This is a genomic window from Allotabrizicola aquatica (SeqCode), assembly GCF_965194375.1.
Lineage (GTDB): Bacteria > Pseudomonadota > Alphaproteobacteria > Rhodobacterales > Rhodobacteraceae > Tabrizicola_A > Tabrizicola_A aquatica.
Genome location: NZ_OZ239428.1, coordinates 23,627 through 44,731 on the forward strand (window position 1 = coordinate 23,627; position 21,105 = coordinate 44,731).

The 21,105-nt window shown below is 64.1% G+C and carries 17 protein-coding genes; 13 read left to right on the forward strand and 4 right to left on the reverse strand.

What is annotated here, in order from left to right:
* The first annotated feature begins 4 nt into the window (after positions 1 to 4).
* Positions 5 to 1,513 carry an anthranilate synthase component I gene (gene trpE / locus AC72UB_RS13325; protein ID WP_505190217.1) on the forward strand — a complete coding sequence of 503 codons (1,509 nt, stop codon included), beginning with the start codon at positions 5 to 7 and terminating at the stop codon, positions 1,511 to 1,513.
* Between the two features lie 205 nt (positions 1,514 to 1,718).
* Here the strand turns inward: trpE and AC72UB_RS13330 are convergent, their stop codons facing one another.
* Complete coding sequence (locus AC72UB_RS13330) at positions 1,719 to 3,185, reverse strand: divergent polysaccharide deacetylase family protein (RefSeq protein WP_505190218.1); 1,467 nt, start codon at positions 3,183 to 3,185, stop codon at positions 1,719 to 1,721.
* 115 nt (positions 3,186 to 3,300) lie between these two features.
* Between AC72UB_RS13330 and AC72UB_RS13335 the strand changes: the two genes are divergently transcribed.
* The 7 genes from AC72UB_RS13335 to lexA all read left to right on the forward strand — a co-directional run bounded on the left by AC72UB_RS13335 (position 3,301) and on the right by lexA (position 8,919).
* A complete protein-coding gene (locus AC72UB_RS13335; RefSeq protein ID WP_505190219.1) occupies positions 3,301 to 3,888 on the forward strand; it encodes an aminodeoxychorismate/anthranilate synthase component II in 588 nt (195 codons plus the stop codon).
* The gene (gene trpD / locus AC72UB_RS13340; RefSeq protein WP_505190220.1) at positions 3,885 to 4,898 is read left to right on the forward strand and encodes an anthranilate phosphoribosyltransferase; all 1,014 of its coding nucleotides are present in this window, start codon (positions 3,885 to 3,887) and stop codon (positions 4,896 to 4,898) included. Before AC72UB_RS13335 ends, trpD begins: the two co-directional genes overlap by 4 nt.
* Positions 4,891 to 5,535 (forward strand): uracil-DNA glycosylase, encoded by a 645-nt coding sequence (locus tag AC72UB_RS13345; protein ID WP_505190221.1) that lies wholly within the window; start codon positions 4,891 to 4,893, stop codon positions 5,533 to 5,535. The genes trpD and AC72UB_RS13345 overlap by 8 nt, the downstream gene beginning before the upstream one ends.
* A 136-nt stretch (positions 5,536 to 5,671) precedes the next feature.
* Positions 5,672 to 6,484: an indole-3-glycerol phosphate synthase TrpC gene (gene trpC / locus AC72UB_RS13350; RefSeq protein ID WP_505190222.1), complete on the forward strand. Its 813-nt coding sequence runs from the start codon at positions 5,672 to 5,674 to the stop codon at positions 6,482 to 6,484.
* Entirely contained in the window at positions 6,481 to 6,975 is a 495-nt protein-coding gene (moaC, locus tag AC72UB_RS13355) for a cyclic pyranopterin monophosphate synthase MoaC (RefSeq protein ID WP_505190223.1), read from the forward strand. Before trpC ends, moaC begins: the two co-directional genes overlap by 4 nt.
* A complete protein-coding gene (locus AC72UB_RS13360) occupies positions 6,972 to 8,153 on the forward strand; it encodes a molybdopterin molybdotransferase MoeA (protein ID WP_505190224.1) in 1,182 nt (393 codons plus the stop codon). The genes moaC and AC72UB_RS13360 overlap by 4 nt, the downstream gene beginning before the upstream one ends.
* A gap of 79 nt (positions 8,154 to 8,232) precedes the next feature.
* On the forward strand, positions 8,233 to 8,919 hold the full coding sequence (gene lexA / locus AC72UB_RS13365) for a transcriptional repressor LexA (protein ID WP_463290083.1): 687 nt from the start codon (positions 8,233 to 8,235) through the stop codon (positions 8,917 to 8,919).
* On the opposite strand, the gene AC72UB_RS13370 is transcribed toward lexA, so the two are convergent.
* Entirely contained in the window at positions 8,913 to 11,051 is a 2,139-nt protein-coding gene (locus AC72UB_RS13370; RefSeq protein ID WP_505190225.1) for a ComEC/Rec2 family competence protein, read from the reverse strand. The two genes, lexA and AC72UB_RS13370, sit on opposite strands and share 7 nt — an antisense overlap.
* Positions 11,052 to 11,133: 82 nt before the next feature.
* Here AC72UB_RS13370 and gltX point away from each other — a divergent pair, with 82 nt between their 5' ends.
* The 3 genes from gltX (at position 11,134) to AC72UB_RS13385 (ending at position 14,793) form a co-directional block, all read left to right on the forward strand.
* Positions 11,134 to 12,549, forward strand: coding sequence for a glutamate--tRNA ligase (gltX, locus tag AC72UB_RS13375; protein WP_505190226.1), 1,416 nt, complete (start codon positions 11,134 to 11,136; stop codon positions 12,547 to 12,549).
* An 80-nt stretch (positions 12,550 to 12,629) separates the two neighbouring features.
* Positions 12,630 to 13,925: a citrate synthase gene (locus AC72UB_RS13380; protein ID WP_505190227.1), complete on the forward strand. Its 1,296-nt coding sequence runs from the start codon at positions 12,630 to 12,632 to the stop codon at positions 13,923 to 13,925.
* Between the two features lie 142 nt (positions 13,926 to 14,067).
* The gene (locus tag AC72UB_RS13385) at positions 14,068 to 14,793 is read left to right on the forward strand and encodes a heparan-alpha-glucosaminide N-acetyltransferase (RefSeq protein WP_505190228.1); all 726 of its coding nucleotides are present in this window, start codon (positions 14,068 to 14,070) and stop codon (positions 14,791 to 14,793) included.
* Between the two features lie 61 nt (positions 14,794 to 14,854).
* Here the strand turns inward: AC72UB_RS13385 and AC72UB_RS13390 are convergent, their stop codons facing one another.
* Both AC72UB_RS13390 and AC72UB_RS13395 read right to left on the reverse strand, forming a co-directional pair.
* On the reverse strand, positions 14,855 to 15,916 hold the full coding sequence (locus AC72UB_RS13390) for a T6SS phospholipase effector Tle1-like catalytic domain-containing protein (protein ID WP_505190830.1): 1,062 nt from the start codon (positions 15,914 to 15,916) through the stop codon (positions 14,855 to 14,857).
* A 141-nt stretch (positions 15,917 to 16,057) separates the two neighbouring features.
* Positions 16,058 to 17,203: a type III PLP-dependent enzyme gene (locus tag AC72UB_RS13395; RefSeq protein ID WP_505190229.1), complete on the reverse strand. Its 1,146-nt coding sequence runs from the start codon at positions 17,201 to 17,203 to the stop codon at positions 16,058 to 16,060.
* A gap of 228 nt (positions 17,204 to 17,431) precedes the next feature.
* Between AC72UB_RS13395 and AC72UB_RS13400 the strand changes: the two genes are divergently transcribed.
* Both AC72UB_RS13400 and AC72UB_RS13405 read left to right on the forward strand, forming a co-directional pair.
* Positions 17,432 to 17,863, forward strand: coding sequence for an Lrp/AsnC family transcriptional regulator (locus tag AC72UB_RS13400; RefSeq protein WP_463290090.1), 432 nt, complete (start codon positions 17,432 to 17,434; stop codon positions 17,861 to 17,863).
* 264 nt (positions 17,864 to 18,127) lie between these two features.
* Entirely contained in the window at positions 18,128 to 20,998 is a 2,871-nt protein-coding gene (locus tag AC72UB_RS13405) for a valine--tRNA ligase (protein WP_505190230.1), read from the forward strand.
* The last annotated feature ends 107 nt before the right edge of the window (positions 20,999 to 21,105 follow it).

Sequence of the window (21,105 nt, forward strand, 5' to 3'; positions counted from 1 at the left end):
CTTAATGCGCCTAGAACCCAGCTTCGAAGCCTTTGAGACAGCCTGGGAGCAAGGGCACAACCAACTGGTCTATGCCCGGCTGGCTGCCGATCTGGATACGCCCGTCAGCCTGATGCTGAAACTGGCCGAGGCGCGCACCGATACGTTCATGCTGGAATCGGTCACCGGCGGTGAGGTGCGGGGCCGCTATTCCATCGTCGGTATGAAGCCTGATCTGATCTGGCACTGCCACGGCACCCAAAGCCGCATCAACCGCGAGGCGCGCTTTGACAAGGCTGCCTTCACCGATCTGGCTGGCCACCCGCTTGAGACGCTGCGCGCGCTTTTGGCCGAGTGCCGCATCGATTTGCCCGAAGGGCTGCCCGCCGTCTCGGCCGGGCTGTTTGGCTATCTCGGCTATGACATGATCCGTCTGGTTGAAACCCTGCCAAATGTGAACCCCGACCCATTGGGCCTGCCTGATGCGGTCTTGATGCGCCCCTCGGTCGTGGCGGTGCTCGATGGGGTCAAGGGCGAGGTGACACTCGTGGCCCCAGCTTGGGTTGCCTCCGGCCTCTCCGCGCGCGCGGCCTATGCTCAAGCGGCGGAACGGGTGATGGATGCGCTGCGCGACCTTGACCGCGCGCCCGCCGCCCCCCGCGATCTGGGTGAGGCCGCGCAGGTCGGCGAGATGCAATCGAATTTCACCCATGACGGCTACAAGGCCGCGGTGGAAAAGGCCAAGGACTATATCCGCGCGGGTGACATCTTTCAGGTCGTCCCCTCACAGCGCTGGAAACAGCGCTTTGAACTGCCCCCCTTCGCGCTCTACCGCTCACTGCGGCGCACCAACCCCTCGCCCTTCATGTTCTTCTTCAACTTTGGTGGCTTTCAGGTGGTGGGCGCCTCGCCCGAAATACTCGTCCGTCTGCGCGACGGCGAAGTGACGGTCCGCCCCATCGCCGGAACCCGCAAGCGCGGCGCGACACCCGAAGAGGACAAGGCACTTGAGGCCGATCTTCTGGCCGACCCGAAAGAACGCGCCGAACATCTCATGCTCTTGGATCTGGGGCGCAACGACGTGGGCCGCGTCGCCCGCCTTGGCACTGTGCGCCCGACCGAGACCTTCATCATCGAACGCTATTCCCACGTCATGCATATCGTGTCGAACGTGGTTGGCGAAATCGCCGAAGGCGAGGACGCACTGTCGGCCCTCCTCGCGGGCCTGCCCGCCGGCACCGTCTCGGGCGCGCCCAAAGTGCGCGCGATGGAAATCATCGACGAGCTGGAGCCCGAAAAGCGCGGCGTCTACGGCGGCGGCGTGGGCTATTTCGCCTGCAACGGCGAGATGGACTTCTGCATCGCGCTGCGCACGGCGGTGGTCAAGGATGAAACGCTGTACATTCAGGCCGGCGGTGGCGTGGTTTATGACAGCGACCCCGAGGCCGAGTATCAGGAAACCGTGAACAAATCCGGAGCCCTGCGCCGCGCCGCCGAAGATGCGGGCCTTTTCACCCGTCGTGGCAACGGCTGACCCCGCAAACCTGTCAGACTCGCAAAGCTGCCTGAGGGTCCGCGCTTGGCCAGCGCTTGGGGGCCAGCCCCCAAACCCCCGGAGTATTTCAAAAGGCGCAAATCCAAAGCAGGCCCAACATTATTGGCTTGCGCCTTGCCAAATACTCCCGGGGGTCCGGGGGCTGGCGGCCCCCGGGGGTTGGGCACAGGTCAAACGCCACAAATCAGGGCGCCTGCATCACCGCAGAGATTGGCGCAAGCGCGACCGAGGCGGAGCGACCTTCGACCGCCCACTCCATCAGCGCCGTGATCGTCGCCTCTCGCGCCGAGCCAATCACCACAACACGGCCTTCCTGCGCCGCCTTAAATGCGGCCCGGTCCAGATAGCGGCGAATAAGCGGACTGTCCTCGCCCTCATCATCCAAACTGCGGAACACGATGGCAGAAGGCAGTCCCTCACGGCGTGCCACCTGATCGGCCGCATTCAGGCCACGGTCAAAGGTGACAAGGCCCAACCCTTGGCTATCAAGGTGTGTCACCACCTCAGCTGACAGGCCCCGATTGTCTTGGAAGGTGGCATCGGCGGTGTCGATTAGGCCAACCGCCTCGGGCAAGATCTGTGCAACAGCGGCAAAGCTCTGCTCGAGGTCCGCGGCCTTAGCGCCCCTAGGGATCGCGGTGGCCAGCATCACCACCTCTTGCCCCGCCGCGCGGTAGATCGCCGCCGCCTCCGCCGCACCCGGTTGCATCGGGTCCACGACAAAGCTTAACGGCAAGGGCAGGGCCGCGAGTTCCGCGCGCCGCACCTCCGGACCGCCCGGGTCCAGCAGCAAAATGGCAAAGAGTGGCTTGGCGCTCGGATTTTCAAAGCTTCTTGCAAAACGCTGCAAAGGCGGCAGATCGCCTGCAATCTCGGGCAGGTCGGTTCCCGCCACAGGCGGCTCAACCGGGCTTGTCTCAGCGCTCGCCACAGAGGCCTCAGCCGCCGGATCAGGGGAGATCGTCGGCAACCGCCCCGTTGTCACACCATCGACTGTGTTCTGTTCAAGCCCACCATCGGGGCTCAGGGTCGAGGGGGCCGGGGCAGGCTCGGCCTGGGCCAGGCTCGCAGCCTCGGCGTCCTGCGCGCCCGTCGCGTCGTCTTCCACCGTCTCAGCCGGTATCGCTGGCACCGCGGCGCCTTCGGCCGCCGGTTCGGCCGCGTCAGTCACCTGAGACCCCGCCTCTGGGAGAGGCTGCGGCGTCGATTCTGAGGCGGCGGGCTCCGTCGGCGCGGCAGATTGTGCTGCCGGAGCGGGATCACTCACCGGCTGATCAGGCGAGGCGACGGCGGCATTGGTTTGCAAATCCGGTACGATGGCTGCCGCCGGCGGGGCCTCAGGCTCCGTCATCGGCCGCAACAGCGGCTCATCTTGCACGGCCTGCTGCCCATCCAATCGCGCGGGCTCCTCCACCGTCACCGGGGCTTCTGCCGTGCCAACGGGCGCCTCATCGGTCGCGTCCGGCCCCGCGCTGCCCGCCTCGGCACCAGCTTCCGCCGCGCCAGCTTCTGTCAACGCATCCGCCACCTCGGTCTCAATCCCGGCCTCTGCCGGCGCCGTCCCCGGCGGCAATGTGCTTTGGCTCACCACCGCAAGACCGGCTGTCACCAGCACCGCGCCCGACATCAGACCCTTCAGATACTCCAACACCACGTTCCGCCTCCACACCGCTGCGGCTTAAGGCCTTGACGCCCCTCGCCCGCTCTGACCATCTATAACCCGACCGTTCGCGCCCTTCATCCCCTTTCCGCCAAGGCCAAGCAAGATGCTGCTTCTGATCGACAACTACGACAGCTTTACCTACAACCTTGTGCATTATCTGGGCGAGCTTGGCGCAGATGTGAAGGTTCTGCGCAATGATGCATTGTCGGTGCAAGATGCGTTGGCGCTTAAACCCGAATTGATCGTCCTGTCTCCTGGCCCTTGTGACCCGGCACAGGCTGGGATCTGCATCCCGCTGACCCGTGCTGCCGCCGCCGCCAATGTGCCGCTTCTCGGCGTCTGCCTTGGTCATCAGACCATCGGCGAGGCCTTTGGCGGCGATGTGATCCGCTGCCACGAGATCGTGCATGGCAAGATGGGTGCGATGCACCATGAAGGAAAAGGCATGTTCCGCGGCCTGCCCTCACCCTTCCTCGCCACGCGCTATCACTCACTGGTGGTTGATCGGACAACCTTACCAGACTGCCTTGAGGTCACGGCCTGCCTGGAGGACGGCACCATCATGGGCCTGCGGCATCGCGAAAAGCTTATCGAAGGCGTGCAGTTCCACCCCGAAAGCATCGCTTCCGAACATGGGCATCAGCTGTTGAAGAACTTTCTTGATGCAGCACAGGCGCGGGTCCCAGCATGAGCGACATCCTCAAGCCCCTGATTGGCATCGCCGCCACCCGCCCCCTGACCAGGGGAGAGGCCGAGGCCGCCTTCACCGCGCTCTTCGAGGGGGCGGCCACCCCGGCCCAGATGGGCGGATTGCTGATGGCGCTGCGCGTGCGCGGCGAAACGGTCGATGAATACGCCGCCGCCGCAAGCGTGATGCGCGCCAAATGCAATGCGGTGAAGGCACCGGCGGGGGCCATGGACATCGTCGGCACCGGCGGTGACGGCAAGGGTACGCTCAACATCTCCACCGCCACCGCCTTCGTCGTCGCAGGCGCAGGCGTGCCGGTCGCCAAACACGGCAACCGCAACCTCAGTTCCAAATCTGGTGCTGCGGATGCGCTGACCGAGATGGGTCTCAACGTCATGGTCGGCCCCGAGGTGGTAGAGCGCTGCCTGAATGAGGCCGGCATCGGCTTCATGATGGCCCCCATGCACCACCCCGCGACCCGCCATGTGGCACCGGTCAGGATGGAGCTTGGCACCCGCACCATATTCAACATCCTTGGCCCCCTCACGAACCCCGCAGGCGTCAAACGCCAACTCACCGGCGCGTTTTCTGCAGCCCTGATCCGCCCTATGGCCGAAACGCTGCGCGCCCTTGGGTCGGAAAAGGCATGGCTCGTCCATGGCGGTGATGGCTCGGATGAGCTTTCCATCGTCGCCCCCTCGCCCGTGGTGGAACTGAACGCGGGCGAGATCTGCGATTTTATCGTGCACCCCGAAGATGCAGGCCTGCCCGCCTACCCGTTTGAGGCCATTCAGGGTGGCACCCCGGCCGAGAACGCTGTGGCCTTCCGCGCACTTCTGGATGGCGCTACTGGCGGTTTCCGCGATGCGGTGTTGTTGAACGCCGCCGCCGCCCTCGTGGTGGCAGATCGGGCAAAGACGCTCAAGGAAGGCGTTGAAATCGCGCGCGAAAGCCTAGATTCCGGCAAGGCAAAAGCCAAGATCGAGGCGCTGGCCCGGCTGACGAATGGCTGAGATCCCGGCCCCGCCCGAGACGTGGGCCGACCTGCCTTTCTTCACCACCCACTGGCCCGCCCTTCGCACGCGCCTCGCCACAGCCCCCGCTTGGCAACCAGCCGACCCGTTCCGCGCCCTGCGCCTGACATCGCGCGCCGCCACCCGCGTCGTGATCTTGGGTCAAGACCCCTACCCCACCCCCGGCCGCGCCACTGGGCTCGCGTTCTCCTTCCCAAAGGACGCGCGTCCGAGGCATTCCCTGAAGAACATCCTCACCGAACTGGCCGCCGATATCGGCCAGACCAAAGCCGATGGTGATCTCACCCCTTGGGCGGACCAAGGCGTTCTTCTGCTCAACACCGCCCTGACTGTGCCGCTTGATCAGGCAAACGGCCACAAAGGCTGGGGATGGGAGCCCCTCATCACCCAGATCCTCACCGCCCTTGCTGCCGATGGATCCAAAGCCTTCCTCCTCTGGGGCGCACCCGCCCAAGCCCTCTGCGCGCGCCTGCCCCGCGACAGCCACCTCTTCCTCCAAAGCCCCCACCCCTCGCCACTCTCGGCCCATCGCGGCTTCTTTGGCTCACGGCCCTTCTCGGCCACCAACCGCTGGCTCCTCGCCCAAGGTCAGCCCCCTATCGACTGGGCGGCCTAAGGCTTCCCTTCCGCCTCCCCAAAGGCTAAACCCACACTGGACCCGGCCTTCAATGTGGCCCAAATATCCCACGGGGGTCCGGGGGTGTGAAACCCCCGGCCGCCAGCCACAGGAACCGGCCGGAAGGAAGCTGCCCATGTCAACTATTCTTGACCGCATCAAGGCCTACAAGCTCGAAGAGGTCGCCGCCCGCAAGGCCGCGCGCCCCTTGGCCGATGTCGAGTCTGCGGCCAAGTCTGCCCCGGCCCCGCGCGGCTTTGCCCGCGCGCTGTCGGATGCGGCCGCCAAGGGTTATGGGCTGATCGCCGAGATCAAGAAGGCCAGCCCCTCCAAAGGCCTGATCCGCGCCGATTTCAACCCGCCAGACCTGGCCCGCGCCTATGAGGCGGGCGGTGCCACCTGCCTGTCGGTCCTGACCGACACCCCCTCGTTCCAAGGCGAGGACAGCTTTCTGGTGGCCGCCCATGACGCGGTCAGCCTGCCCTGCCTGCGCAAGGATTTCCTCTACGACACCTATCAGGTCGCCGAATCCCGCGCCCTGTCGGCCGATTGCATCCTTATCATCATGGCCTCGGTCAGCGACGCCCAAGCGGCCGAGCTTGAAGCCGCGGCCTTTGCCTATGGCATGGACGTGCTGATCGAAGTGCATGACCGCGCCGAACTTGACCGCGCGACGCGGCTGAAATCGCCCCTGATCGGCATCAACAACCGCAACCTGCACAGCTTCGAGGTCACGCTGCAAACCACCCGTGACCTTGCGCGCCATGTGCCCGAGGATCGGCTGATCGTGTCGGAATCCGGCCTCTTCACCCCCGCCGATCTGGCCGATGTTGCCGCTTACGGCGCGCGCTGCTTCTTGATCGGCGAGGCGCTGATGCGGCAAGCCGATGTCACCGCCGCGACCCGCGCCATCTTGTCCCGCCCCCTCACCGCCGAGGGCGGCGCATGAGCACGCCCACTGCCTCTGGCCTCACCCATTTCGACGATCAGGGCCAAGCCCATATGGTCGATGTGTCGCAAAAGCCGGTGACCGACCGCGTCGCCGTGGCGCGCGGCCATGTGGTGATGACGGCCGAGACCCTTTCGCTTATCACCGAGGGCCGGGCGAAAAAGGGGGATGTCTTGGGCATCGCGCGGCTTGCCGGCATCATGGCGACCAAGAAAACCGCCGATCTGATCCCGCTTTGCCACCCTCTGCCGATCACCAAGGTCGCGCTTGACCTGACCCCAGACCACAGCCTTCCCGGCATCGTGGTCGAGGCAACGGTGAAAACCGGCGGCCAGACCGGGGTCGAGATGGAGGCGCTGACCGCCGTGTCAGTCGCCTGCCTGACGATCTATGACATGGTAAAGGCCGTAGAAAAATCCATGCGGATCGAGGGGATTCGCCTGATCCTGAAAGACGGCGGCAAATCCGGCCGCTATGAGGCCGAGGCATGATCACCGTCGAGGAGGCGCTTCAGCGCTGCTTTGCACTTGTCACCCCGCTGCCCTCAGAACCCGTGCCCTTGCGACAGGCGGCAGGCCGCGTGCTTGCCACCCCCGCCTCAGCACGGCTGACCCAGCCGCCCTTTGACGCCTCAGCAATGGATGGCTACGCCCTTGGGCGGTCGGGCGACGCCGGCGCCGCCTTTACCGTCATTGGCGAGGCCGGTGCAGGCCATGGATTTGCCGGCACCCTTGCCCCCGATCAGGCGGTGCGCATTTTCACGGGTGCGCCCCTGCCGAAAAGCGCAGAAACCATTGCGATTCAAGAGGATGTGACGACTTATTCAACCAATATAACCCTCACCGCACCCGCCCGCCCCGGCGCCAATATCCGCAAACGCGGACAGGATTTCGCGCAAGGTGACACCCTTTCGGCCCCCCGTCGCCTGACGTCCAAGGACCTTGCGCTTTTGGCGGCGATGAACATCCCCGAGGTCAACGCCAGCCGCCGCCCCGTCGTCGCCCTCATCGCCACCGGCGATGAGCTGGTAATGCCCGGCGATCAGCCCGGCCCCGATCAGATCGTTGCCTCCAACCTTTTCGCGCTTGAGGCGATGGCCCGCGCCGAAGGGGCCGAGGTGCGGATGCTGCCCATCGCCCACGACACCGAGGACGACCTGCGGCAGGTCTTTCAGCTTGCCGAAGGGGCCGATCTGATCGTCACCATCGGCGGCGCGTCGGTCGGGGACCATGACCTTGTGGGCAAGGTCGCCGCCGATCTTGGCCTTGAGCGGGCGTTTTGGAAGATCGCCATGCGGCCCGGCAAACCGCTGATGGCCGGGCGGCTTGGCGCATCCCTTATGCTGGGGCTGCCCGGAAACCCGGTCTCGGCCATTGTTTGCGGCCACCTCTTCCTCTTGCCCATGCTGCGCGCGATGCAGGGTCTTCCCGCCACGCCCGCCCCCACCGCTCAGGCCATCCTCGCCGAAGATGTCGGCCCCGCTGGCCCCCGCGTGCATTACATGCGCGCCCGCCTGTCACCGGGTGACGGCCTGCCCCGCATCACCCCCTTTGCCTCGCAGGACAGCGCCCTTCTGCGCATCCTGACCGAGGCAGATGCGCTCCTGATCCGCCCCCAAGACGACGGGCCGCGGCGTGCGGGTGAGCGGGTGGAGTATCTGCCGCTTTAACGTCCGCGCAGGGATTTGCTTGACACAAGCCGGGAACAAGGGCAGAACATAAGGGAAACAACAGGCCACGGGGTGTGGAATGCTGACGCGCAAACAGTTGGAACTTCTCGACTTCATCAAGACGCGGATGGACCGCGATGGTGTGCCGCCCTCGTTTGACGAGATGAAGGATGCGCTCGACCTGCGGTCGAAATCCGGCATCCACCGGCTGATCACCGCACTGGAAGAACGCGGCTTTATCCGCCGTCTGGCCCACCGGGCGCGAGCGCTGGAAATCGTCAAACTGCCCGAGGCGATGGAAAAGCAGGGCTTTTCGCCTAAGGTCATCAAGGGCGACAAGGTTGATCCGCCGCGCGGTGCCATGCCGCTTGAGGCGGTCCATGCGCTGGAGCTGCCCGTCATGGGCCGCATCGCCGCCGGTGTCCCGATCGAGGCGATCAGCCACGTCTCGCACCATGTGGCCGTGCCCGGCAGCATGCTGACCGGACGCGGACAGCACTATGCGCTGGAAGTCAAAGGCGACTCTATGATTGAGGCCGGGATCAACGACGGCGATATCGTGGTGATCCGCGAACAGGGCAGCGCCGAGAACGGCGATATCGTTGTGGCCTTGGTCGAAGATCATGAGGCGACGCTGAAACGCTTCCGCCGCAAGGGCAACATGATCGCGCTGGAGGCGGCCAACCCCGCTTATGAAACCCGCGTTTTCCCCGACCATATGGTCAAGGTGCAGGGCCGTCTTGTCGGTCTGATCCGCAACTACTGACCGCCAAGACCCGGCGCAGCTGCGGCCGCCGTCACGGGCGGCCGCGCTTGGCCTGCCAGCAGGCGTGGCAAAACCGGTGGCTCCTTAGTCCCCATCCAGATGCGCGCGCCGCGTGCGGCGGGTTCAAACTCCCATGCGCCCGAACGGTGCCACAGCGCGAGCGCACCGGTCCGGCGCAAAAGACCCGCGTCGACCAGCGCGCAGCCCTCGGGTGGCACTGCCGTCACCCGGCCCGACACGATCACCAGATCCACCTCGGCGCAGGCCGCAGCTACATCGCGCTCTTCGTCCACCAGAACCATACCGCGCAAATCGTCCGCCCCGGCGGACCCCGGCGGTTTCAAAGCAAATGCCCGCGCGCCCCTTGGCCCCGAAAAACCCGCGCGGTTAAAGGCCGCGGCCTGCGGGGCGAGATCGCCATCCTTCTCCAACCAATTCGTCGCCGTGAACCCCGCGCCAGTTTTGGCCGACAGGGCCCGCCCCTCATCCCCCATCAGCCCCACGAGCCGCCCATCGCTGCTGATCAGCAAAACCGGACGCTCGGCCAGCGCCCAAAGCCCCAGCCCCGCCACCAAAGGCAACACGGCGCAGACCTGCGCCCGCCCACGCATCAGCACGGCCCAAACCCCTGCCGCCGCAATCAACGGCACCGCCCAAGGCCCCGGTGCGGGGATCGGGGTCACCGCCCCGTCAAGCCCCGCGACCCAGTGGGCCACAAACAAGATCCAACGCGCGGCCAATTCCATCAGCCAAAGCGCCGGCATCGCCAGCCCAAAGGGGGCCAAAAGCGCGGCCATCGCACCGGCCGCCATCAGCACACTCATCATCGGCACGGTCAGCAGGTTCGCCAAAAGCCCGTAATCGGTGAACCGGTTGAAATGCGCCGCCGCAAAGGGCGCGGTTGCCAAGCCAGCCACCACCGAGGACAGCACCAGCGTGAAAAGTGGCATCACCCAGCGCGGCAGACGCTCGCGCATCACCCGCCCATCCAGCGCATCAAAGGCCGCAATCAGCGCCACACTGGCGGCAAAAGACAGTTGAAACCCCGGCTCTGTCAGGCTTTCCGGCTGCCAGATCAAGAGCACCGAGCCCGCGAGCGCCACCGACCGCAGGCTGAGCGCGCGCCGATCCAACAAAACCGCCCCCAGCATCACCGAGACCATCAAAAAGGCCCGCTCGGTCGCCACGTTGGACCCCGACAGCATCAGGTAAAACAGCGCCACCCCAAAGGCCACCACCGCCGCCAGCTTCTTTGTGTTCACCCGCAGCGCCAAGGGCGGCACCAAAGCCAACCCATAGCGCAGGAGCAAAAAGACAAAGCCCGTGAGAAAGGCCATGTTCATGCCCGAAATCGCCAAGAGATGCGCCAAGTTCGAATCGCGCAGCGCCTCGACCGTTTCGCGGGAAATGCCGGAGCGGTCGCCCGTCATCGCACCGCTGGCAAAGGCCCCGGCATCCCCCGGCAGGGCCGCCATGATGCTGCGCGACAGATGCATTCGCAGCCGGTTGACGAGTTCGGTCCCCGGCTCCGGCTCCTGCCACAACACCAAGGGCGTGCGGGTATAACCGACCGCGCCCAAGCCGTCGAAAAACGCCATGCGCCGAAAGTCGAACCCGCCGGGTTCCGCCGGCCCTTCGGGTGCTGCCAGCCGCGCGGAGACCAACACCACCTGCCCCGGATCCGGCGGATCGGCCCCCGCCATCAGCGAGACGCGAACCCGCTTGGGCGTCTTCTCTTGTGCAATGTCCAGCACCACATGGTCCAGCGTCAGCCGCAAAGCGTCCGAGCCTGACCGGTCGATCTGCACGATCCGTCCCTGCACTGGCCCATAATAGGGCCGCTCCAGCATGGGGGCTGCGACCCAATGCGCCCGCGCGCCAACGGCGAGAAACCCCACGCAGAGGCAGGCCAGCACCACCGCCACCGGCCGCACCAGTTCTGCCCCCCAGCGCCCAACCAGCGCGCCTAGGCAGAGACCCAGCGCCGCAAGCATATAGGCCAGCCCCCCGGGCTCTCGCTCCAACGCAAACCACAGCCCGATCCCCACCGCCAGAAACACCGGCACCCAGGGAAACAGCATGCCCCGAAGCTGCAACAGGGCCTCAAGCGGCCAGATCAGCCAGCGCGTCATGCCCACCTTGTTTTGCGCCCCCGTATTGCCTAAAGCTCTGCCGATCCTAGCCAGCCCATGGTTTCCGAAAGGTTAATCCCGCATGTCCGCCGCACCCGCCGCTCAGGTTGTCACCCGCTTTGCCCCCTCGCCCACCGGCTATCTGCACATCGGCGGCGGACGGACGGCCCTGTTCAACTGGCTTTACGCGCGCGGTCGTGGCGGCAAGTTCCTGCTCCGTATTGAGGACACCGACCGCGAGCGGTCGACCCCCGAGGCAACCGCGGCGATTCTCAAGGGCCTGACATGGCTTGGCCTTGACTGGGACGGCGATGTGGTCAGCCAGTTCGAACGCAAGGACCGCCACGCCGAGGTGGCCCATGAAATGCTGGCGCGCGGCACGGCCTATAAGTGTTTCTCCACGCCCGAAGAGATCGCCGCCTTCCGCGCCGAGGCCGAGGCCAAGGGCGCCAGCTATGCCGTCTTTCAAAGCCCATGGCGCGATGTTGACGCAGCTAACCACCCCGATGCCCCCTATGCCATCCGCATGAAGGCCCCCCGCACGGGTGAGACCGAGATTCATGACGAGGTTCAGGGAATCGTAACCATCAAGAACGAAACTCTCGACGACATGATCGTTCTGCGCTCGGACAACACGCCGACCTATATGCTGGCCGTGGTGGTGGACGATCACGATATGGGCGTGACCCATGTGATTAGGGGGGATGACCACCTGAACAACGCCGCGCGTCAGCAAATGGTCTACACCGCCATGGGCTGGACCGTGCCGGTCTGGGCCCATATCCCGCTGATCCACGGGCCGGATGGCAAGAAACTCTCCAAACGCCACGGCGCCACCGGGGTCGAGGAATATCAGGCCATGGGCTACCCGGCCGCGGGCATGCGCAACTATCTCACCCGGCTTGGCTGGGCGCATGGCGACGCCGAGATTTTCACGACCGCCGAAGCAATGCAGATGTTTGACCTCAAGGGAATCGGTCGCGCGCCGGCCCGGCTTGACTTCAAAAAGCTGGAAAACACCTGCGGCCATCACATGGCCATGACGCCCGATGCTGCACTGCTGCATGAATTGGACGGATTTCTGCAAGCCGCAGGCCGCCCCGCCCTGACTGACGCGCAGCGCGACAGGCTGTCGCGTGGGCTTTATTGCATCAAAGACCGCGCGAAAACCTTTCCAGAACTGCTTGAAAAAGCTCAATTTGCCATGGCATCGCGCCCTGTCGTCGCCGATGAGGCCGCTGCCAAGGCGCTTGATACGGTATCCCGTGGTATACTGAAATCATTGACGCCGCGACTGCAAAATGCTAGCTGGACAAAAGAGGGCTTGGAGTCGATCCTCAACGATGCTGCCGCAGAAAATGGGATCGGCTTCGGCAAACTCGCCGCCCCTCTGCGTGCCGCTTTGGCGGGGCGCACTGCAACGCCCAGCGTGTTCGACATGATGCTGGTCATCGGTCGGGATGAAACGATTGCCCGGTTGACGGACGCTGCGGCCTAACAAGGCCCAGGCCGACAGCCTGACGGAACGCCGCGCGGTCCGGGCCACAGGCCCACCGCGCCATTGATGGGGGACGGAAGATGGCCGAACAGATCAAGACCGCAACGCTCAACCTTGACGGCAAGACCTATGATCTGCCGGTCTATGCTCCAACGCTTGGGCCCAATGTGCTGGACATCGGCAAGCTCTACGCTCAGGCCGATGTCTTCACCTTCGACCCCGGCTTCACCTCGACGGCCGCCTGCGAAAGCGCGATCACCTATATCGACGGCGACAAGGGCGAGCTTTTGCACCGCGGCTATCCGATCGAGCAGCTTGCCAAAGAATCGCACTACCTCGAACTGTGCTACCTGCTCTTGTATGGCGAACTGCCCACCGCCGCCCAGCAGGCCGATTTTGAGGCCCGCATCACGCGCCACACTATGGTGCATGAACAGATGCACAACTTCTTCCGCGGCTTCCGCCGTGACAGCCACCCAATGGCCACCATGGTGGGTGTCGTGGGCGCAATGTCAGCCTTCTACCACGACAGCCTTGACATCAACGACCCGTGGCAGCGCGAGGTCGCGGCGATCCGGATGATCGCCAAGGTGCCAACAATCGCCGCCATGGCCTATAAGTATTCGGTCGGCCAGCCCTTCGTTTATCCCAAGAACAGCCTGAGCTACGCGGGCAACTTACTGCGTATGTGCTTTGCGGTTCCTGCCGAGGACTATGTGGTCAACCCGGTCCTCGAAAAGGCGATGGACCGCATCATGATGCTCCATGCCGACCACGAGCAGAACGCCTCCACCTCCACCGTGCGTCTGGCGGGCTCCTCGGGCGCCAACCCCTTTGCCTGCATCGCTGCCGGCATTGCCTGCCTCTGGGGCCCGGCCCATGGCGGCGCCAATCAGGCCTGCCTTGAGATGCTCAAGGAAATCGGCACAGTTGACCGCATCCCCGAATATGTCGCCAAGGCCAAAGACAAGAACTCCGGCTTCCGCCTGATGGGCTTTGGCCACCGCGTCTACAAAAACTTTGACCCCCGCGCCAAGGTGATGAAAGAATCCGCGGATGAGGTGCTCAGCCTCCTCGGCGTTGACAACAACCCGCTGCTGCAGGTCGCCAAAGAGCTTGAGCGTATCGCCCTGTCGGACGAGTATTTCATCTCGAAAAAGCTCTACCCGAACGTCGATTTCTACTCAGGCATCATACTCGAGGCGATGGGCTTCCCCACCTCGATGTTCACACCGATCTTCGCCATCTCGCGCACCGTCGGCTGGATCTCGCAGTGGAAAGAGATGATCGGCGAAAAGAACCAAAAGATCGGCCGCCCGCGTCAGCTCTATGTCGGCTCGGCCAAGCGCGACTATGTCGATCTGCGCCACCGCTAAGTCCTCTAGAACCAAATCCAAACGGGCGGCCAGATCAGGCCGCCCGTTTGCTTTTTCCCTTGCCTTTCCAACGGGCCCTGCCTTCAATGCGGTCCAAATATCCCACGGGGGTCCGGGGGTGTGAAACCCCCGGTCGCAACGCTTGACCCATCCTACCGAACGCCTTCTCGGCCTCGACATCGCCCGAAGCGCCGCCCTTCTGGGGATGGTGTGTTTTCACATCGTCTTTGACCTGCAGATGTTCGGTTACCTGCCCTTTGGGACCACGCTGCACCCAGTCTTTTATTGGCATGCACGCCTCGTCGCAGGCAGTTTCTTGTTTCTGGCCGGGGTGTCGCTTTGGCTCGCGCATGGCCAAGGCATCAGCTGGCCCGCCTTCTGGCGCCGATGGATCAAGCTCGTGGCGGCGGCGGCGCTGGTGACAGTCACCACCTATGTCGCCTTGCCCGAGTATTTCGTCTATTTCGGCATTCTGCACTGCATCGCCGCCAGCAGCCTGATCGGGCTCTTTGCCCTGCGCCTGCCCGCCGCCGCTGTGGCAGCCCTTGGCGCGGTCATTATGGTGGCCAGCTACATCCTGCCCGACCCGGCCTTCAATGCGCCCCTTCTCCGCTTCATCGGCCTCGCCACGGAACCGGCAATGACCGTGGACTTTGAGCCGCTCTTCCCTTGGGTCGGCCCCTTCCTCTTGGGCCTCGCAAGCGCGAAATGGGCCAGCGCGCGGGGTCTTTTGCATCGGCTCGCCCTGCCTGACACACCAGTGCTGCGCCGCCTCGCCTGGCCCGGACAGCACAGCCTTGTGGTCTATCTTGTGCACCAGCCGATCCTCATCGCGCTGATCTGGGTGGCAAGCTATCTCTCCTCCTAGGCCTGCGGCCTGTCGTCGAAAGCCCGAGGAGGGCCGAAGGCTCCGACGAGGCGCTGAAGCCTCAGAACAGCCGCGTCAAGGGCCAAGGCATCCAGCTCCACGGACGCTCCCCTTCGGCGCTGGGGTGGATGGCCTCGGAGACATCTCGCCCCACCACACGCGGTCGGCGCAACAAGAACACCTTGGCCCAGCCCCGCGTCGTGCCCATCATGGGTGCCTTGGGGTCACACGGGTAGCGTGCTCGCCACCCCGGCGGCAGAGCCAAGCCCACTGCCTCGGCCCGCTCCAGCATCCAGACGAGGGGAATATTCGCCAAAGGCCGCGCCGCCGGAAAAGTGCCCACCTGCCCGCCCACATCCGAATGGCCACCACGAAACCACAGCTGCTGCACATTGCCCTCCCAGCCCGGCGGACACTCCCACATCACCGGCTCAAAGACCGCCCGCGTCTCATTCAGCGCCAGCGCCTGAAAGCCGTGGCGGATCGAGGATCCCAGATGGTGATTGTGAAACCGATGCTGCTTGTCGGTCAGCATCCACAGCAAGGGCAGCCGCAGCCCCAGTGCCTTGACCGTGTCCCAGACCCCGACCATCTCAATCGGGGCCTCCTCATGACAATAGGCGCGCGAGAACGCCTGCGCGGCGGGGGACATCGGACCCTCGCGATAGTGCCGATAGGCCTGCCGGATCACCCGCTCGGTCGCCTCCTCGCGCCGTACCAACCCCACGCGGTCAATCACCCCAGCCAGACTGCGCACCGCAAAGGCCCCGCGCGAATAGCCGAAAAGGTAAATCCGGTCACCCGGCCGATACTGGCTGGCGAGCCACCCATAGGCCCGGGCGATCTGGCGGTTGATGCCACGCCCCTGCACAAAGCCAAAGGCGCGCCGCATCCCCTCCCATTGCAGGCCCTGTTCGTAATAGACCCGCCGCTCCACGCCCCGCTGATCGCCAAGCAAAAGCTTCAGCACCAGCCCCGCATTGGTTTCATACCCCGGCTCCAAGAGTGACAGGGTGCCATCCAGAATGATGACATGATCGACAACGCCCCGCCTGCGGCCCGGCACCGGCGGCGCGGCCGGCTCCACCGTGGCAATGGGCTTGCCCTTCCACCAGCGCGACAGTCTTTCAATCAGCGACGTGACACACCCCCCGCACAACAGACCCTGTGACCAACAGGCTAAAGCTCACAAGGTTAACAAGACGATGCAAAACGGGCGCCCACAAGGGACGCCCGTTGAAAAAGCCGATATGGGCCAAAGGAGTTACAGCTGCAGGCCCAGAACCGTGACCAGCCCCAGCTCCCCAAAGCCGTTGAACCGGCTGTTGGTCACCGTGGAATAGGCGCCCATCCCTTCAAAGATCACGAAATCACCCTCGGCGATGTCATCCGGGAAGGGCAGATCGCCCGGCAGACGGTCCACCGAATCGCAGGTCGGGCCAAAGCAGATGCGGCCATGCACCGCGCCCTTGCGGCGCTGACCTGCCGGGGTCAGCACCGTGATGCGGTCGATGATGCCGATCTGGCCAAGCTCAAAGAGTGAGCCATAAAGCCCGTCGTTCAAGAACACATGCGTGCCATCGCGCACCGCCTTGACCCGGGCGGCCAGCGTGAAGGCATCGCCGCACATCGCGCGCCCCGGTTCGCAGACCAACTCGGGCCGCTCGGCACCGAAGGCCTCATCCGTCACGCGGTCGATGGTGGCAAAGGTCTCTTCCAACTGCGGCAAGACGCCAACCGCGCGGTGGTTGGGGAACCCGCCCCCAACGTTCAGCCGCGCAATCTTGACGCCCGCCTTTTGCGCAATCACAGCCGCCGCACGGATATAGGACGCCCAAGCCGCCGGATCGGTGCATTGCGTGCCGGGATGGAAGGTGATCGAGGGGATGAACCCTGCATCGGCCACGGTTTTCAGAAGCTCAACGGCGACCTCCTCGGTCGCACCGAACTTGGCGCCAAAGTTATAGGCCGCACCCGCCACCGGCAGCTTGAAGCGCACCGAAATCTCACAGCCCTTGACCGGCACCATCTCGATCAGCTTGGCCAATTCGCTGTGGCTGTCCACCGACCACGACTTGACCTGCCGCGCCACGCCATGGGCGATCTCGGCGCGCGAGCGCACGGGGTTGTTGTAATGAATGGCCGCATCCGGCGCGAGGCGGCGGATCAGATCAATCTCGAAGGGTGAGGCGCAATCAAAGCCTTTGATCCCCGCCGCAACCAAGTTCTCCACGATCTCTTCGCCCGGGTTCGACTTGACCGCATAGGTCACAAGGCCGGGAAACCCCGCCAAGAACCTCCGCCCCACGGCCTGCACGGCGCTGGGGGCGAAAAACAGCACCGGGTTCTCCGGCTGCTGATGTTTCAGGAATTCGGTCGGATTGGTCCAGATTGTCTTAGACAGTCCCATCGGCGTGATCCTTTCTGCCAACAAGATGCGTGACCTCCTCCGTTGCCATACCAAATATGGTATGAACGGCCTCGGCACCCGCGCGGTTTTTCCAAACCAGGCCAGGTGCGTATGAGCCGCCCTTTTCCTGCAACTGAGGATGCCGCATATGAGTGACAAACTCACCGAACAAAACTATATATTCGTCGTGAATCATCGTCATAATGACGAAAAACATGGGCAAAATGCATGGATGACCTCGATCGCAACATTCTGACCCTTCTGGGGGCCGATGCACGGATGTCCGTGGCCACCTTGGCGCGGCGGTTGAAGGTGGCACGCTCCACCATTCAGGCCCGGCTCGAGCGGCTCGAGACCTCGGGAATCATCGCCGGCTACACGCTGAAACTGGGCGAGGCGGCACGTCAGGGACGCCTGCGCGCCAGTGTGCTCCTCACGATCGAACCGCGCAGCCAAGCCGCCATTCTGACGCGGCTGAAGGGCATCAGCGAGGTTGAACGCGTATTCACCACTTCAGGCCGCTTCGACCTTCTCTTGCAGGTCGCGGCCTCGAACACCCAAGTGCTGGATTCAGTTCTGGACCAAATCGGCGCGCTGACCGGGGTGAAATCGTCTGAAAGCCTGATTCACCTCTCCACCCGGCTGGACCGGGCGGTGTAACCCGACCAAAGGAGCCACCTCGGGGGGCATTGAGCCCCCGCTCGGCGGCGGCGGTGCCAGCATGGGCCTGACACGCAGCGCCTAGAGCCTAGCGTGGATGCCTCCGGCGGGAGTATTTGGGCCAAGATGAAGATCAAAGGGCGCGCCGATCCATGGCTTGCGCCTTTCAAAATACTCCCCGCGGAGCGGAGTTCAGCGGTGCCAAGTGCTTGGCCTTTTTCCCTTGAGCGGCTAAAGCAGGTCCAAGACAAAAGGATGCCTGCGATGCCCATGGAAAAGAACTTCACCCCCGCCGAAGCAGAGGCCCGGATTTCAAAGCTTTGGCTGGACGCCAAAGCCTTTGCCGCTGGGGCCAATGCCAAGCCGGGGCATCCGGCCTTTTCCGTGATGATCCCGCCGCCGAATGTCACCGGCAGCTTGCACATGGGCCACGCCTTCAACAACACGCTGCAGGATATTCTGGTGCGTTGGCACCGGATGAAGGGGGATGACACCCTTTGGCAACCCGGCACCGACCACGCAGGGATCGCCACGCAGATGGTGACCGAGCGCGAGATGGTCAAGAATGGCGAGCCTTCGCGCCGTGATATGGGGCGGGACAAGTTCCTGTCGCGCGTTTGGGAGCAAAAGGTCAAATCCCGCGGCACGATCATCGGCCAGCTGCAGCGGTTGGGCGCGAGCGCCGATTGGGACCGCGAAGCGTTCACCATGTCGGGTGCGCCCGGTGCGCCCGCTGGTGAGGATGGGAACTTCCACGACGCCGTGATCAAGGTCTTCGTCGAGATGTACAACAAGGGCCTGATCTATCGCGGCAAGCGGTTGGTCAACTGGGACCCCCATTTTGAGACCGCGATTTCCGATCTTGAGGTCGAGAACACCGAAGTCGCAGGCCATATGTGGCACTTCAAGTATCGCCTCGCCGGGGGCGAGACCTATGACTACATCGAGAAAGACGCCGACGGAAATGTGACCCTGCGCGAAAAGCGCGACTATATCTCTATCGCCACCACCCGGCCCGAGACGATGCTGGGCGATGGTGCGGTTGCCGTACATCCCAGCGATGAACGCTATGCGGCGATCGTGGGCAAGATGGTGCATCTGCCGCTGTGTGACCGTCTGATCCCGATCATCGCCGACGAATACCCCGACCCGACCTTCGGCTCGGGCGCGGTGAAAATCACCGGCGCGCATGATTTCAACGATTACGCCGTGGCAAAGCGCAACACTCTGCCCTGCTACCGGCTGATGGACACCCGTGGCCAGATGCGGGCCGATGGCGCGCCTTATGAGGTGGCCGTGGCCCGCGCCCGCGAGATTGCTGCCGGCTCTGCGACGACCGAGGCCGAGGTGGACAGCCTGAACCTTGTCCCCGCCAAGTATCGCGGTCTTGACCGGTTCGAGGCGCGCAAGCTGGTTGTCGCCGACATCAACGCCCAAGGTTTGGCGGTGGTGACCAAGGTTGTGACCATCGACCCCGAGACCAATGCCGAAGACTGGAAGAACGTTCCCTACGTCGAAGACAAGAAGATCATGCAGCCTTTTGGTGACCGATCGAAAGTGGTCATTGAGCCGATGCTGACCGACCAATGGTTCGTCGACACCGCAAAGATCGTGGAACCCGCGCTGGAGGCGGTGCGGACCGGGGCGACCAAGATCATCCCGGAATCGGGCGAGAAGACCTATTACCACTGGCTGGAGAATATCGAGCCTTGGTGCATTTCCCGCCAGCTGTGGTGGGGGCACCAGATTCCGGTGTGGTATGACGCCGAGGGCAACCATTACTGTGCGCCGAATGAGGCTGAAGCTCAGGCCATGGCGCCGGGCAAGGCACTGACGCGCGACCCCGACGTTCTTGACACCTGGTTCTCCTCTGGCCTCTGGCCGATCGGCACACTTGGCTGGCCAGAACCCACGCCGGAGCTGGCCAAATACTTCCCCACCAGCGTTCTCGTGACCGGGGCGGATATCCTCTTCTTCTGGGTCGCCCGGATGATGATGATGCAGCTGGCCGTGGTGGACCAAGTGCCGTTCCACACCGTCTATCTGCACGGGCTTGTCCGCGACGCCAAAGGCAAGAAGATGTCGAAGTCCTTGGGCAACGTTATCGACCCCTTGGAAATCATTGACGAATTCGGCACTGACGCCCTGCGCTTTGCCAATGCGGCGATGGCCTCGCTGGGCGGGGTTCTAAAGCTCGACACCCAGCGCATCGCGGGCTATCGCAACTTTGGCACCAAGCTGTGGAACGCCTGCCGCTTTGCCGAGATGAACGGGGTTTGGGAGGGTCATGCCACCCAAGCCACGCCCCCCGCCGTCCAGGCCACCGCCAACCGCTGGATCATCGGCGAAACCGCCCGCGCGCTGGTCGAGGTGAACACCGCCCTTGACGACTTCCGATTCGACCAAGCCGCCGACGCGCTCTACAAATTCGTCTGGGGCAAGGTTTGCGACTGGTATGTTGAGTTTGCCAAGCCGCTCTTTGACGGTGAGCACGCCGACGAAACCCGCGCCACGATGGCTTGGGTCTTGGACCAGTCGATGATCCTGTTGCACCCCTTCATGCCCTTCATCACCGAAGAACTGTGGGGCACCACCGGCACACGCGCCAAGCTTCTTGTCCATACGGACTGGCCTGCCTTCGCCAATCTTTCCGACCCGCAGGCCGATGCCGAGATGACCTTTGTCACCTCGCTTATCGACGACATCCGCTCAGCCCGCGCGCAGTTGCATGTGCCGGTCGGCCTGAAATGCGATCTTGTGGCGACCGAGCTTTCCCCCGCAGCCCGCGCGGCATGGCAGCGCAATGAGGCGCTGATCCGCCGCATGGCCCGTGTCGAAGGCTTTTCCGAAGGCCCGGCCCCCAAGGGCTCTATCGCGCTGGCGATGGACGGGGCGGCCTTTGCCCTGCCCTTGGCCGGGCTGATCGACATTGCCGAGGAAAAGGCGCGGCTCTCCAAGGCTTTGGAGAAGCTTGGCAAGGAAGTCGGCGGACTGAAGGGGCGTCTCGACAACCCCAATTTCGTCAAATCCGCCCCCGAGGATGTGATCATCGAGGCCCGCGCCAACCTTGAAGCGCGTGAGGATGAGGCGGCCAAGGTTTCAGCCGCCATCGCGCGACTGGCCGAAATCGGCTAGCCCGCCAGCATCGGTTTCCAAATTGGAAACCGATTGTGCAGCGTCTATCCGCCCAACCGCCCCGGCCCAAACTTGACGCCGGGGTCGGGCTTGCACAAAAAGCACGT